This window comes from Metasolibacillus sp., from assembly GCF_025291715.1.
GTDB classification, from domain to species: domain Bacteria; phylum Bacillota; class Bacilli; order Bacillales_A; family Planococcaceae; genus Metasolibacillus; species Metasolibacillus louembei.
In genome coordinates this window covers 1-15,241 of sequence record NZ_JAMBIZ010000020.1, presented here as the reverse complement: position 1 = coordinate 15,241, position 15,241 = coordinate 1, and the positions used below count along the sequence as shown (strand labels likewise).

16 protein-coding genes are annotated in these 15,241 nt (G+C 38.6%); 8 read left to right on the top strand and 8 right to left on the bottom strand.

Features of this window, described 5'->3' with window-relative positions:
* Positions 1–57: 57 nt before the first annotated feature.
* From pckA to M3Z76_RS12735, 5 genes are all read left to right on the top strand, one after another.
* Positions 58–1,644 carry a phosphoenolpyruvate carboxykinase (ATP) gene (pckA, locus tag M3Z76_RS12755; protein ID WP_293927585.1) on the top strand — a complete coding sequence of 529 codons (1,587 nt, stop codon included), beginning with the start codon at positions 58–60 and terminating at the stop codon, positions 1,642–1,644.
* A gap of 192 nt (positions 1,645–1,836) precedes the next feature.
* Positions 1,837–3,390, top strand: a complete 1,554-nt coding sequence (locus M3Z76_RS12750; protein WP_293927587.1) for a spore germination protein — start codon at positions 1,837–1,839, stop codon at positions 3,388–3,390.
* Positions 3,391–3,411: 21 nt separating this feature from the next.
* Positions 3,412–4,614, top strand: coding sequence for a Ger(x)C family spore germination protein (locus M3Z76_RS12745; protein WP_293927590.1), 1,203 nt, complete (start codon positions 3,412–3,414; stop codon positions 4,612–4,614).
* Positions 4,615–4,851, top strand: a complete 237-nt coding sequence (locus M3Z76_RS12740; protein WP_293927592.1) for a hypothetical protein — start codon at positions 4,615–4,617, stop codon at positions 4,849–4,851. It abuts the gene before it with no gap.
* A gap of 15 nt (positions 4,852–4,866) precedes the next feature.
* Positions 4,867–5,958: a GerAB/ArcD/ProY family transporter gene (locus tag M3Z76_RS12735; RefSeq protein ID WP_293927594.1), complete on the top strand. Its 1,092-nt coding sequence runs from the start codon at positions 4,867–4,869 to the stop codon at positions 5,956–5,958.
* Here the strand turns inward: M3Z76_RS12735 and M3Z76_RS12730 are convergent.
* Genes M3Z76_RS12730 through M3Z76_RS12720 form a run of 3 tightly spaced genes read right to left on the bottom strand, consistent with a single transcriptional unit; the run spans position 5,950 to position 7,554 of the window.
* Positions 5,950–6,735, bottom strand: coding sequence for an alpha/beta hydrolase family protein (locus M3Z76_RS12730; RefSeq protein ID WP_293927597.1), 786 nt, complete (start codon positions 6,733–6,735; stop codon positions 5,950–5,952). The genes M3Z76_RS12735 and M3Z76_RS12730 overlap by 9 nt on opposite strands.
* Complete coding sequence (locus M3Z76_RS12725) at positions 6,713–7,186, bottom strand: NUDIX domain-containing protein (protein WP_293927600.1); 474 nt, start codon at positions 7,184–7,186, stop codon at positions 6,713–6,715. Before M3Z76_RS12725 ends, M3Z76_RS12730 begins: the two co-directional genes overlap by 23 nt.
* Positions 7,187–7,239: 53 nt before the next feature.
* Entirely contained in the window at positions 7,240–7,554 is a 315-nt protein-coding gene (locus M3Z76_RS12720) for a transposase (RefSeq protein WP_293927602.1), read from the bottom strand.
* 98 nt (positions 7,555–7,652) lie between these two features.
* Between M3Z76_RS12720 and M3Z76_RS12715 the strand changes: the two genes are divergently transcribed.
* The 3 genes from M3Z76_RS12715 (at position 7,653) to M3Z76_RS12705 (ending at position 9,107) form a co-directional block, all read left to right on the top strand.
* Positions 7,653–7,805, top strand: coding sequence for a hypothetical protein (locus tag M3Z76_RS12715; RefSeq protein WP_293927605.1), 153 nt, complete (start codon positions 7,653–7,655; stop codon positions 7,803–7,805).
* On the top strand, positions 7,802–8,035 hold the full coding sequence (yidD, locus tag M3Z76_RS12710) for a membrane protein insertion efficiency factor YidD (protein WP_293927607.1): 234 nt from the start codon (positions 7,802–7,804) through the stop codon (positions 8,033–8,035). Before M3Z76_RS12715 ends, yidD begins: the two co-directional genes overlap by 4 nt.
* Before the next feature lie 103 nt (positions 8,036–8,138).
* The gene (locus M3Z76_RS12705) at positions 8,139–9,107 is read left to right on the top strand and encodes a metal ABC transporter solute-binding protein, Zn/Mn family (RefSeq protein ID WP_293927609.1); all 969 of its coding nucleotides are present in this window, start codon (positions 8,139–8,141) and stop codon (positions 9,105–9,107) included.
* 107 nt (positions 9,108–9,214) lie between these two features.
* Here the strand turns inward: M3Z76_RS12705 and M3Z76_RS12700 are convergent, their stop codons facing one another.
* From M3Z76_RS12700 to M3Z76_RS12680, 5 genes are all read right to left on the bottom strand, one after another.
* Complete coding sequence (locus M3Z76_RS12700) at positions 9,215–10,645, bottom strand: o-succinylbenzoate--CoA ligase (protein ID WP_293927612.1); 1,431 nt, start codon at positions 10,643–10,645, stop codon at positions 9,215–9,217.
* 75 nt (positions 10,646–10,720) lie between these two features.
* On the bottom strand, positions 10,721–11,107 hold the full coding sequence (locus M3Z76_RS12695) for a hypothetical protein (RefSeq protein ID WP_293927613.1): 387 nt from the start codon (positions 11,105–11,107) through the stop codon (positions 10,721–10,723).
* A 64-nt stretch (positions 11,108–11,171) separates the two neighbouring features.
* Positions 11,172–12,551: a sensor histidine kinase gene (locus tag M3Z76_RS12690; RefSeq protein ID WP_293927614.1), complete on the bottom strand. Its 1,380-nt coding sequence runs from the start codon at positions 12,549–12,551 to the stop codon at positions 11,172–11,174.
* On the bottom strand, positions 12,548–13,213 hold the full coding sequence (locus M3Z76_RS12685) for a response regulator transcription factor (RefSeq protein ID WP_293927615.1): 666 nt from the start codon (positions 13,211–13,213) through the stop codon (positions 12,548–12,550). Before M3Z76_RS12685 ends, M3Z76_RS12690 begins: the two co-directional genes overlap by 4 nt.
* Before the next feature lie 119 nt (positions 13,214–13,332).
* Positions 13,333–15,015 carry a methyl-accepting chemotaxis protein gene (locus tag M3Z76_RS12680; RefSeq protein ID WP_293927616.1) on the bottom strand — a complete coding sequence of 561 codons (1,683 nt, stop codon included), beginning with the start codon at positions 15,013–15,015 and terminating at the stop codon, positions 13,333–13,335.
* Between the last annotated feature and the right edge of the window lie 226 nt (positions 15,016–15,241).

The window sequence follows — 15,241 nt, the reverse complement described above, 5'->3', positions numbered from 1 at the left end:
AGAAAGAAATACCCTTTATTAATGGGAATATTATAAACAAAAGGATGGTTTTAAACGATGAATTCAGTAGAAATTGCGAACGAACTGAAAGATTTATTAAATGGTACAAATGTTCATGTTCAACTTTCTGTTCCACAGTTAGTAGAAAAAGCAACATCTCGTGGAGAAGCAATTTTAACTGTTGATGGTGCATTGCGCGCTGAGACAGGCAAATATACTGGTCGTTCTCCTAAAGATAAATATACGGTTGAGGAAGAAAGCACAAAAGATAAAATTGATTGGGGCAAAGTGAACCGTCCAATTTCTTCTGAAGTGTTTGAAAAACTATATGTAAAAGTAGTTAATTATTTAAAAGAGCGCGATGAGCTTTTTGTCTTTAATGGCTTTGCTGGAGCAGATAAAGATTCGCAAATCGGCATTAAAGTAATTAATGAATATGCATGGCACAATTTATTCTGCCACCAATTATTTATCCGTCCAACTGCTGAAGAGCTAACTGCACATACAACAGACTTCACAATTGTTTCCGCTCCTAATTTCAAAGCAGATCCAGCTGTGGATGGCACAGACTCTGAAACTTTCATTATCGTGTCATTAGAAAAGAAAGTTATTTTAATCGGTGGTACAGAATACGCTGGTGAAATGAAAAAATCTATTTTCGGTATTATGAACTACTTATTACCTGAGCAAGGTATTTTATCAATGCACTGTTCAGCAAATGTTGGTGAGGCAGGCGATGTTGCACTATTCTTCGGTCTATCTGGTACAGGTAAAACAACTTTATCAGCAGATAGCGACCGCAAGTTAATCGGTGATGATGAGCATGGCTGGTCAGACAACGGCGTATTTAATATTGAAGGTGGCTGCTACGCAAAAACAATTAACCTTTCAGCAGAAAAAGAACCTGAAATTTATAACGCAATCCGCTTTGGCGCTGTTTTAGAAAACGTTGTAGTTGATGAAAATACACGTATTTGCAACTATGATGATGGTTCATTAACAGAAAATACACGTGTTGCTTACCCGATTGATTATATCGAAAACATTGCAAAACCTTCTGTAGCAGGACACCCACAAACAATTGTGTTCTTAACTGCAGATGCATTTGGGGTATTGCCTCCAATCTCTAAATTAACAAAAGAGCAAGCGATGTATCATTTTTTAAGCGGTTTCACATCAAAGCTAGCAGGTACAGAACGTGGTGTAACAGAGCCAGAGCCAGTATTCTCAACATGCTTCGGTTCTCCATTCTTACCGCTTCCTGCAACAGTTTATGCAGAAATGCTAGGCAAGAAAATTGATGAGCATGGCTCTCAAGTATTTTTAGTTAACACAGGCTGGACTGGTGGCGAATATGGTGTAGGTAGCCGTATGAAGCTTTCTTACACACGTGCAATGGTTCGCGCTGCCATTGACGGCAAGCTAAACGATGTTGAAACAACGCAAGACGATGTATTCGGCCTACACATCCCAACAGCAATCGAAGGTGTGCCATCCGAAGTATTAACCCCTCGTGATGCTTGGGCTGATAAGGATGCATATAATGAAAAGGCGAAACATTTAGCAAGCCTTTTCAATGATAACTTTAAAAAATTCGCTAACGTTTCGGAAGAAATTTCGAAAAAAGGTGGCCCATTAGCTTAATAATTTTAAAAAATAAGCTGTCAGGAAAGTAGTTCGCTACTTCCCTGACAGCTTATTCTTGTTTTTGTTTCGGTGCCAGGCACACACACAATTTTCACACAATTCAATATTAATTCCACATTCGCTGTTTAAATTGACCTTTTTTTGCCCATCCTCAATTTATTCAACGAAAGTCGTTTGGAGGAGATAAAAATGAAGGGTTCGAATACACCACATCGTGCTGATTCTGAGTTATCACCAAATGCACAGCCGCAGCCGCTATTCACTTCATTATCCAAAACGATTGATGCGCTTAAACAAGCTACTGGTCATAGCAATGATGTGATGGTACGGCAATTATTGGTTGGCAAATCTGCCAAACAGTCCATCGCCCTTATTTATATTGATGGTTTAGTAAATAAAGAAGAGCTGACGAATACATTGCTAGAGCGCCTTACAGGGCAATTTACCGATGAAATTGAGCTCAATATGGAGAATACGACTGACTATTTGAAACAGTATTGTTTAACAATTGGTGACATACAGGAAATTAAAGATTTCGCTGCACTTTATCGCTCTCTTTTCAATGGCAGTACGATTATTTTACTAGATGGAGTAGCAGTTGCACTTGCCGCAAGTATGAAGGATGCAAAAGATCGCCCCGTCATGGAGCCTGCCGCTGAGTCTGTCATACGTGGGCCACGCGAGGCTTTTACGGAAACATTGCGTACAAATACAGCATTAATTCGTCGAAAGATTAAAAACCCTAACCTCTGGATTCAAACGAAAGTGATTGGCTCTGTCACTCAAACAGATGTAGCCATCGTATATATTAATGGCATTGTCAATGACAAAGTAGTGAAAGAGGTGCTAGCACGCCTCGATAAAATTGAAATTGATGGTATTTTAGAAGGTGGCTATATTGAATCATTAATTCAAGATGCTCAATTTACGCTGTTTCCAACAATGTATAATACCGAACGGCCAGATGTTATTGCTGCCGAGCTGCTTGAAGGAAAAGTAGCAATTTTAGTTGATGGTACACCTTTTGTTCTTATTGTACCTGCTTTAATTACCTCCTTCCTACAATCATCTGAAGATTATTATTCCAATGTGTTTGTTAGCTCGTTTATACGCATATTAAGGATTGTAGCTATCGGAATTTCATTAATTGCACCGTCCTTTTATGTTGCTATTACAACATTTCATCATGAAATGTTGCCAACACCTATGCTCATTAGTATTGCTTCTCAGCGTGAAGGTGTGCCCTTCCCTGCTGTTATCGAAGCCTTGATTATGGAAATTGCCTTTGAAATTTTGCGAGAAGCTGGGCTACGTATGCCCCGCACAATCGGACCAGCTGTGTCCATTGTTGGTACATTGGTTATCGGGCAAGCAGCTGTTGAAGCAGGAGTTGTATCTGCAGTAACAGTTATTATTGTTGCTTTAACTGCCATCTGTAGTTTTTTATTTCCATCATATGGATTATCCAATTCTATTCGGATTTTACGATTCCCATTTATTTTACTCGCAGGTGGCTTCGGTTTATTTGGCGTTATGATTGCTACATTGGCACTCGTTTTACATTTATGTAGCTTACGTTCATTTGGCGTTCCTTATTTAAGTCCATTTGCACCGCTAATTCTTGAAGATCAAAAAGATGCTGTTTTACTATTTCCACGCAAATTTTTAACAAAGCGTCCACGTTTAGTTAGCCAAAGCAATCCAACAAGAGCAACAAAGTATGAAAGAACATTTAAACGATAAATGAAGGAGGCAGTAGAGATTATGAAGAAAATAGCGGCTCTTTTGCTATGCACGATACTCTGCCTTCTGCTCAGTGCTTGCTGGAGCAAAAAAGAACTAAACGAGATTGCCATTGTTGTCGCATTAGGTATTGATCAGGTGGATGATGAATATGAAATAACCGTCCAAGTTGTTAATCCTGGTGAAATTTCCTCTAAACAGCCAACGAGTGGACGCTCTCCCGTAACGTCCTATTCGGCAACAGGCTCAACATTATATGAAGCTATTCGAAAAGTAACATTGGAATCACCACGTAAATCGTATTTTGCACATTTACAAATGGTTATATTAGGAAAGGAGCTTGTCACAAAGGATATTCGTCCAGTTTTAGATTTTTTATCGCGTGATCATGAATTTCGCAATGATTTTAATATTATTGTGGCACATGAGGATACTGCTAAAGATATTGTCAGTGTCTTAACACCTATTGAAAAAATACCAGCAAATAAAATAACAAGCTCTTTGAAAACTTCTGAAAAGGCATGGGGCTCAACTGTCACAATGACAATGAATGATTTAATCACTTTTTTACATGATGGCAATAACAATCTTGTGTTATCTACTATTACATTGCTTGGTAATAAGCAAATTGGTAAGACGCAAGCAAATGTTGATCAGATTACAATATCCGCCATTTTACAATATAGTGGGTTAGCTGTTATTAAAAACGGAAAAATGATTGGCATACTGACAGAAGAACAAAGCAAAAGCTATAATTTTTTAATGAATAATATTAAAAGCACTGTTGAAATCGTTGCTTGTCCAGAGGAGGGTAATTTAGCAACTGAAATTACTGCTACTAAGACAACTATTAAAGGAACCATTGAGAATGACGTACCTTCATTCGATATAAAAGTTAATGTAGAGCAAAATGTAGGTGAGGTAAAATGTAGGATTGATTTACAAACCAAGCAGACGATGGATTATATTAATCATGAGACATCTGTTACTCTTGCGAAAAAAATTGAAGACACACTACACACATTACAGCAAACCTATGATGCTGATGTAGTACATTTCGGTCAAGTGCTCCATCGCCAAGAGCCTAAAAAGTGGCGCAAGATAAAAGAGCAATGGCCAACGCTTTTTCAAAATGCCAAAGTAACTGTCAATGTAAAGGTAGATACAATTACACCAGGCACTATACAAAACTCCACGTTCTATCCAATAAAGGAGTCAAAGTAAATGATATTTTCTATCGTAATTATCATTATTGTAGTCATTATAATTTGTTTACATTGGACTACGCTGCGTAACAATCAAGAGCCTGCAACGACATGGTTATTTTTTATCATATTGCTATTAGGAACAGCAATAGCAATTGCATTAAGCTTCCACCTTCGCATACCTAGTCCTGTACAATTAGTGACATTTATTTATCAACCTTTAAGCAATGTTATTGAAGCATTCCTTCACATTTAAGGAGCGATGCATATTATGAACGATAAGCAAATGATTAGTACACGGCAATTTACGATTGTTACATTTCTATTTTTTATCGGCACATCCATTTTAATTATCCCGTCCTATTTAGCAGAAATGTCTAAGCAGGATGCATGGATTGCTGCTATTATTGGTGTTGTTTTTAGCCTTTTACTAGTGATGCTATTTATTAAAGTATCTCGTATTGCGCCACAGCATTCTTTTGTAGAAATTATTGAAAAAGTATTTGGTAAATGGCTTGGAAGAGGTATCGCTCTTTTATTTGTACTTTTTGCATTTATGAATGCAGCCGAATTGCTTTATTTTATCGGTAGCTTTATGCAAATCGAAATTATGCCCGAAACTCCAAATCTTGCCTTTGTCCTATTATTTATAGTGATTGTGATGATGGCGAGCTATTTAGGTTTAGAAACCTTTGCGCGCTCAGCTGAAATTTTTTTTCCAGTATTTATTTTTTTATTTATATGTTTAGTGATTTTTATTACACCAAATATTCAATTTGAAAATTTACAGCCTATATTGGACACTGCACCGAGATCAATGGTGGCAAGCATACTTTATTTTATGAGCATTTTCTCTTTTCCAGCAATTATATTATTGATGATTTTTCCTTATACTGTTAATAAAAACAACTCCGCAAACAAAGGCTTTTATATCGGCACATTGCTAAGTGGAGTCGTGTTAATTTTACTCATTACTTTATGTATAGTAGTGCTTGGTGTAGTAAATACCGCTTCTCAAAATTATCCGAGCTATATTCTTGCACAGCGCGTTTCCCTCGGCAAATTTTTTCAAAGAATTGAAGTTATTATGACCTTTATGTGGATTATTACGATTTATATTCGTACTTTTATTTATTTTTATGCAGCTTTTATTGGGCTAAAGCAAATTTTTCATATTCGAGATGCAAAGCCACTTCTTTTCCCATTAATGTTGTTACTTATCGGGCTTTCTCAAATCATTCATCCAAATATTACTTATGCCAATGTTTACAATCAAGGCGTTTGGCTACCTTATTCTGCAACATTTGCGATTGTTTTGCCTCTTCTGCTACTACTTATTGCTAAAATAAGACGCTTAAAGTGATTGCTTTTGCATCCACATGCATAGCTGACGAACCGTTTGACGATTTAGCTGTGGCGGATAATGATGCTGCATGCCGTGTGCGTACCATGTTTCCACTGCTTTATTTACCTTCTGCAAGGCTTGCTGTAGCTTATAGGCATGCTCGATACGTACATGCGCATCCTCTGTACCATGAATAATTAATACAGGTGCTTGGATGCTCGCTATTTGATGCAGTGGCGTACGTTCTTTATAGCGCTCCGGCACTTTATTTGGTGTCCCACCGATAATGCGCTTTAACCCTCGACGCATATCGATGCGCTCCCAATAAGTCGCTGTTACATCTGCTGCACCTGCCCATGTCACAATTGAGCTAATATCATCTCGTAAAATCGCTGTCCAAAGTGCCATTATACCACCTCGTGAAAAGCCAAATAGATGCACTCGATTGACTTCGGCAAATTGCTTAAGCACATCTACAGCATAAACAGCATCATAACGATCATCACCTGCAAATTCATCCTTCCCTTCTCCCCCTCTGTTCCCACGATAATAGGGGGCAAATACGACAAATCCCTGTGCAGCAAATTGTGCTATTCGTGCAGGACGCACCATGCCGATAAATTGCAAGCCGCCTCGTAAATAGAGCAGTGCCTCATACTGCCCTTCTTGCTTCGGTCTTGCCAATAAGCCTTTGATGCGCAAACCATTGGACCAATAAATAATTTCATCTAAGCGCACCTGCTCGTTTGGTGATGGATAACGCCTAATTTCCTCAATCATTCCATCTTTCTTCATCACGGTTCACTTCCTGTAACATCTTTTTCATGCCTGCATCGCGCATATAAAAGCTTAAATTCGGATGATGCAATAGCTCATCTGTTGTTAGCCATAGCCGCCCTGCCGTTTCATATTCACCTACAAATGCTTCAATATCCTCCACTTTTGCTGTAAATACTGCCTTGCAAAATGGCGTTTCTGTATGTACTACATAATAAGCAAACCATTCCACATCTTTTATATGTACCTGCGTTTCCTCATAAACTTCACGTGCTGCTGCCTGTAACAGCGTTTCGCCTTCTTCCTGCTTGCCCCCTGGAAATTCTACTCCACGCACTCTATGTACTGCACACAGCCATTTCCCTTGATGCTGAACAAGTGCTAAAACGTGGCGAGGCTCAATTTCAAAAGGGCCTTGATCAAAGCGCAAAACAACTTTATAGCCATTTTCATCTATAAACGTAAACATAGTAGCCAACTCCTTCTTGCTATTAGTGTACCGAAGGAGCTGGCAGCGTTCAATTATATAGCTTTAAAATAAGGCAATTGCTCAACAAACTTTTTCGTACGCTCATCACCAAATTCATGCAGCAGGACATAAATTTTTTGTAGACGTCGATCAATATCATGATTTAAGGCATCATAATGGTACGGTATATAAGGCAAATGGGCACGCCATAAATTATGCCCTTCAAGACCATTGATTTGATGAAATAGCTTTGTAAAAATACGGGCGATTGCAGGCTCTAGCTCTACTTTAAATTCATTTGACGATAAATTTGGGATATGGCTACATGTCAAATCCGTTATCGAAACATACATCGGACATTTTTTCATTTCCATGCTCCTTTCATTTTTCTTATGATACCCATTTTGTCAAACGATTATATAGCGAAATATATGGAATTTGCTATAATGATGATGAGGTGAATTAGATGAGTCTTCCATTAGTTTTTATTATCGTGATTGCTATAATGGCAACATTCGCTATCGCTATTATATTGATTGCACGTCAAAATAATTTTTCAACGAAACAAACGATTGATCCAATGCCTACAAAATCACAGGACGAGCACCATAGAAAATGAAATATCCCTTTATTTGGATTATCCAATTTTACCGCAAATATATTTCACCTATGACACCGCCAACCTGCCGCTTCCACCCTACTTGCTCAAGCTATGGATTGGAAGCCTTTCAAAAGCATGGGGCAATAAAAGGATTCATTTTAACAACAACGCGCATACTAAAATGCCATCCTCTGCATCCAGGTGGCTTTGATCCAGTGCCAGAAAAATGGCCTTCGAAAAAAAAATAAATTTTCGAAGGCTTTTTTTGTTGTTTTTTCGTAATGATTACGATATGATAAAAATTGTTGATTTATTCAAATCGTAATAATTACTATTTAGGAGAGTTGAACAATGAAAAAAACCTTTTATTTCTTTTTATTCGCTATCGTCGCATTGCTAGCAGCATGTGGTAGTGAGGAGCAAAATTCATCTGAGGATACAATTTCTGTTTATACAACTGTTTACCCACTGCAATATTTTACAGAGCGTATTGGCGGTGAATTCGTGAATGTTCAGTCGATTTACCCTGCTGGCGCAAATGAGCACTCATTCGAACCAACACAAAAGGATATGATGGCACTAGCAGATGCTGACATGTTCTTTTATATTGGGCAAGGGTTAGAGGGCTTTGTAGAAAATGCTAAAAAAACATTAGCAAATGAGCATGTCAAATTAGTTGCAACTGCAAACAATATTTCAGAGGCTCAATTCCATATTTCTACAGGGCACGTGCATGCAGAGGATGAGGAAGAGCATGATCACGACCATGAAGGTGAGCATGAGGAACACGGTCATCATGAGCATGACACACATGTTTGGTTATCTCCTGTTCTTTCAAAGGAGCTTGCGCTCGCAATTAAAGATGAGTTAGTCGCTACATTGCCTGAACAAGAGGCTTTCTTCACAAAAAATTATGAGGTTTTAACAAAAGAGCTTGATCAATTGAACGCTGATTTTGAAGAAATGGCTGCTAGCACAGCAAAGAAAACATTTTTCGTATCGCACGCAGCATTCGGCTATATTGCAGGACATTACGGCTTTAACCAAGTACCTGTTGCAGGCTTAAACTCACAAAGCGAGCCGTCACAAAAACAGCTAGCTAAAATTGTGGATTTAGCAAAGGCAGAAAACATTCAATATATATTCTTTGAACAAAATGTTTCTTCTAATTTAACATCTGTCATTCAAAAGGAAGTTGGAGCAGAAGCATTAACATTGCATAATTTAAGCGTATTAACGAAGGATGATATTAAAAATAATGAAACGTATTTCACATTAATGCAGCATAATATTGAGCAATTGGCAAAGGCTTTGCAATAAATCACAGGTAGAATGGCATGATTCGCACGTAAGTAAGCGAAATTCGCACACAACAGCTTATGTTCACACGTAAAGCGCATGAAATCTATGGTTTCATGCGCTTTATCTTATAATAATTCGATTAATTTTCTTCTTAACAGCTTATTTGCCCCATTGCGTGGCAGGCTATCAACGAAATAAAATTGCTTCGGTAGCTTGTAGCGCGCAAGCCTTTGCTGACAAAATGCCTGTAGCTCAGCCTCTGTGACCGCTTGCTTTAAAACGACAAAGGCAATCGGTACTTGTCCCCATTTGTCATCCATTAAACCACAGACACCGGCTTCTAATACGCTTGGATGTGCAAGTAAGGCATTTTCAATTTCTGCTGGATAAACGTTTTCACCACCAGAAATAATTAAATCTGCACGACGGTCCACAACATACAAATAGCCCTCATCATCTAAATAGCCAATATCCCCTGTTAGTAGCCAGCCATTTTCTGTGCTTGCACGCTCAGCAAAGCGACCAATATAGCCTGGTGTGACATGCGGGCCACGAATGCAAATTTCTCCTTCAGCAAATGGCTCATCAGCACCTTGAATGCGTACCTCATTAAAAAATAGCGGCTTTCCGGCTGAGCCAATTTTACGCAATGCATCAGTGCTAGCAAGGGTTGCTGTTTGCGACGACGTTTCTGTCATTCCATATGTTTGCACAACAGGTAGCTGTACTTTCGCTGCACGCTGTAAATAATCAACTGGAATCGAGCCACCGCCCGCAAGCACTGTTTTAAAATTAGGATGTGCCTGCACCTGCAAGCGCTCCATTTCACTTAAAACACGCTCGAGCATAACTGATACGAGCGATATAGTTGTTACACGTCCTGCTACAATTTCCTGCACACAAGCCTGCTCATCGAACTTCTCATATAAGCAAACCGTTGCTCCGTACAACAATGACCGCATTAAAATGGAAAATCCGCTAATATGGAAAATTGGTACAGTACAAAGCCATACATCCTGCTCTGTAATGCCTAAATTCAATGCAGAGCTAATCGCGCTCATACTATGATTTTGCACAGTTTGGCGTACACCTTTCGGAAATCCTGTCGTACCAGAAGTATACATAATAGAAATCGTTTGATTGTCCTGCCACTCTGTCGCAATATTGATGTCAATTGCTTCCGTCTCTATTAGCTGCTCAAATGTCATGACTTCGATATTTTGTGGTAACTTATGTACGTCACTAGCTGCGGCTAATACCATCGCTACCTGTGCATCCTCAATTTGATAGGCAAGCTCCTCCGTAGACAAGCGCCCATTTAAAAGCACCATTTCTAGCTGTAGGTGCATACATCCATAAATCACTTTAATCAGCTCTGGGGTAGAAGGTGCAAAAATCGCTACTCTCTCGCCTCGCCCAACAAATTTGGCTAATTGTCTTGCTTTATATAATGCTTCCTCATGCAATTGCTGAAAAGTCCAGCCCTCTCCTCCAAAGCGGAGTCCAATGCGATTTGGTGTTAAATAGGCACGCTGTTTAATCCAATTTGGCTGCAATTTTAAACGCCTCCTTCATTGAATTATTGTAGCATATTGTGTGGGTGCCAGGCACACACACAATTCTCACACAATTCACTCCTCCAGCAAAAATGTAATTGCAATAAACAACGAAAAGCTTACTAATAGGGCAGTGCCTCCTGCAATAAACGTAATTAATGTGAACACTTCATTCATGTGCAGTGGATTGACATTGTAAAATAGCATGCCGATTGTTAAACCGACTGAACCTATCACGGTCATCCAACCATGTAAAGATACCAACTTTTTCACACGAACACGATAAATCTTATAAAATAATCCCCATGCAAAAACAGATAGCCAGCCTACAACAAGCATATGTGCATGAATTGCTCTAAATTGGTAGTTGCCCGAACCTGCCATATCAGAGCCTAATACTGCTCCTATTAAACCAAAAATTGCTGCTAAACGAATTAAACGTATACTCCATACTTTTTCCATAAAAAAACCTCCATACTATTGTGTATGGAAGTATTGTAATATCGCTATCTGAACTCAAGCTGAACTACTTAGGCAATTTAATGATTATTGTTGTTCCTGCATTTTCTTTGCTATTCATCGTAATTTGGCCATTGTAAAAATGAATAATCTCTTGAACAATCGCCAGTCCTAAGCCTGTTCCCTTCGTTTGTCTTGCTTCATCCACGCGATAAAAGCGCTTGAAAATATGCGGGAGATGCTCCTGTTCAATGCCGATACCTGTATCGGCAATCTCGATCGTAATTACAGCCGAATCGCTTTGTACTGTAATATTAATTTCGCCACCTTGACGATTATATTTAATCGCATTGGCAATAAGATTTTCCCAAAGGTTTTCAAGCAATGTTTCATCACCATCAAATATCGCCGCGTCCAATTGTAGCCATATCGCAAGCTCTTTTTGCTCAATTAGCCATTGATTTTTCATGACAATTCGTTCAATTTGCTCAGATATATTAATAGCTGTTTGCTGCCTTTTATAGGCAAGCTCGTCTAGTGAATTCAGCAGTAAGAGCTGCTTTGTTAAGCTTGAGAGACGACCTGTTTCTGCTTCGATAATGTCCGCATAATGCAAGCGATTTTCGTCTGTTAGCTCTTTACTTTTTAATAAATTCGCATAGCCATTTATATTTTGTAACGGTGTTTGCAAATCATGAGAAATGTTGCGAATAAAGCTTTTGCGTGTCTCATCCTGCTGCTTTAAATCCTGCGCCATTTTATTAAAGCTTTTCGCCAATAGCCCAAGCTCATCTGTACGTGCAATCTCAATTGTCACATCATAATCTTCCTTCGCTATTTGCTTTGTTGCTTTTGTTAAAGCACGTATTGGCTTTACTAAATACCAAGCAGCAAGCAAAATAGCCATTAACGTTGCGACTAAAGAAATCAGCATCATATTCCCAAGTACAACATGCATTTCACTGAACAGCATACGAATATCCGGACGAACAAACAATGCATATTTTTCTTCATCATAATGAAAAGGTACACCTACAGAATTTGTTAAATCGTTGGCAAAAAAACCTGTAATAAACAGCTGGCGTGGATAATCGCGCATTCCATGATAAATCTGCCCCTCCAAAACAGCATGCTTCACGCTATCATCAAGCTCTGTTAAGCGAAAAGCACTACCATAAAAGGTATCCTGTCCTTGTCCATCAACTACATATAACTGATAACCGACATTTGCCAATGTTTGCAAATAGGCATCTAAATTTAGCTGCTCATTTTCCATAATATATTGTGTCATCTTTTGCACAATCGCCACATTTTTCGCATCGTTTTGCTCTTTAATAACGCGATGATAATAGGCATTTGTTGCAAGCAATGCGAGTACACCACTAAAAAACATAATAGCCAATGTCACGACAATATATTTGAAATATAAAGTAGAGTAAATTTTCATTGCATAACCTCAAGCTTGTAGCCTACGCCGCGTATCGTCGTAATTTGTACAGTGCTTTCAAGCCGTACAAGCTTTTCTCTTAGGCGTTTAATATGTGTATTTAACGTATCATCACTCTCATAATCTAATCCCCATATTTGCTCCATTAAATAATCTCTTTGAAAAATTTGTGCCCTGCTTGCAAGAATAGCAAGTAGCTCAAACTCTTTAAGGGGTAAAACAAGCTTCATTTGCCCTTTGATTACTTGTAATGTGCGCCTGTCAATGAGTAAATCTCCTATTTCAATGGCTGTTTCTGTTGGTTTATCGTAGCGCCGTAAAATCGCTTGAATGCGGAATAACAATTCATCTGGCTCAAAAGGCTTGACGACATAATCATCTGCCCCAACGCTAAAACCTTCTCTTTTATCCTCTATTTGCCCTTTAGCCGTCAACAGCAAAATTGGAATTTCCCATTCTTCCTTTAACTTTTTCGTTAATTGTAAGCCATCCATCTGCGGCATCATTACATCAACAACTGCTAAATCAACAGCCTCTGTCATTTGCTGTAATGCTTCGATTCCATTTGAAGCACAAATGATATCATAATGCCAAGACTGTAAATGTAGCTTCACTAGCTGTAAAATATTTGGATCATCATCCACAACTAAAATTTTTCTCATTTACTTATCACCCTTTTCTGCATTATGCCATGTGCCATGTAAAATGAAAAGCCAAACTATTTAAGAAACCACATGATGTGTGCCTTAATAGCCTGACTTTTCAGAGCTGTAATTTAGTTTTAAAGCTTAAATTGTTGAATGTGTTTATTGAGCTCCTCAGCCATTTTTGCTAATTCGTTAGAACTGTTTGCTACTTCTTCCATTGTTGAAGTCGTTTGCTGCATCGTTGCAGATGTTTGCTCCACCCCTGCTGCCGATTGCTCTGCTACCGCTGCGATTTCATCAACGGCTTTATTAATACTTGTTGAGTTTTCAACGATTTGCTCTAGGTTTTGTGAAACTGTTGCTATATTAGCAGACATCGCAGAAATCGCTTGTTCAATATGATTGAATGTTTCGTTTGTTTCTGCAATTTTTGTTGTACCACTTTGTACCTCACCATAGCTAGATTTCAATGAATTTGTTACATCGCCTGTTTCTTCTACGATTTCTTCCACAATTTGCGAAATATCAACAACTGAAACAGAAACTTGCTCAGCTAATTTGCGCACTTCATCTGCCACGACCGCAAAACCTTTTCCTAATTCACCAGCGCGTGCCGCTTCAATTGCCGCGTTCAATGCTAATAAATTTGTTTGATTAGCAATATCGTTAATCACTAGTACAAGCTGTGAAATCGCCTGTGTTTTATTATTTAGCCCTTCCACTTTTACAACTGCATCATGGACAATATGATCAATTTTTGACATTTGCTGTGTGGAAGCTTCCATTAATGTACGCCCTGCTGTAGCTAATGCTAGCACACTATCTGAATGTCCCTTGGCATCATCACCATTGTTATCAGCTGCACGGGCACTCGCTACAAAATCGTCCATATGGCTTGCTAAATCGCTCGCATTGCTCGCCTGTGCCTCTGTACCCTCTGCAATTTCATTCATTGTCAGAGCAACTTGTGTTGTTCCCTCTTTCACTTCCACAGCCGATTGTAGCAATTCCTCACTTTGTGAAGCAACTTCATTCGAAACGCTTTGAATTTGACGCAGCATACTATGTAATTTTTCACTCAAGGCATTTGTCGCTACGGTTAACTGCCCAACTTCATCCTGTGATAACACCTTTAAAGCATCGTCTGTTAAATCGCCATCTGCAATGCGCTGTACACGCTCCGAAACGCGCTTTACTGGTGAAGAAATAACCGTTGCTGTATAAAATGCAATGACTAAAGCTAAAGCAATGACAACGATTGCTGCGATAGTAGTTATTGTATTAATTCTAGCATTATCTTGCTCAAGTCCTGCTCCTGTTTGGCGCACAGTTTCTTCACGTCCAGCTGCCAATTCCTCAAAGCCTAATTGAATTTCTCGTGCCGCTGTAGCAGAGCTCATTAAATTGGCAATAGCCCTTTCCTCATCACCGCTATCATAAACCGCAAACACATCTTTCTCCACATGCTCACGCCACACCTTCGCTCTTGCTGAAAATTCTTCTAATTTTTCAGAAGCCATAATTTGATGAGCAGCTTGCTCATTTGCTAATGATAGCTCTGTATACTCATGAAAACGATCTTTAAATGTTTGATCACCAGACAACACATAGCCTCTAGCCGCCGCAATACGTGCAGATACAGAATTTGCTAAATGTTGATCATAAATTGATAGCTCTAGCTCTGTTTGTATCATCTCACCAATTTCATCGTTCATTTTAATCCCTTCATATACGACATATATGCTTTGGATTGCCACAATTAATAAAACGATGCTAAAACCAAATAAAATTTTTGCACGTAATGTTTTAAATTTCATAATATGCCCTCCTCGTATCAAAACTATTTTTATGTATTATTAGTCACACAGTTATTAAGCTTGCTCTATATTATCCATCTTCTATCATTTTTTTATAAAATCCCTCTTATTAATAACCCTACATACTCCTATTTTTAGTCATATACTATCACAAGCGTCGCATTAAAATAATTTAACACGGTAAATAATACTGAATTTTCTGTAATCTATTCTTCGAATAAAAAAA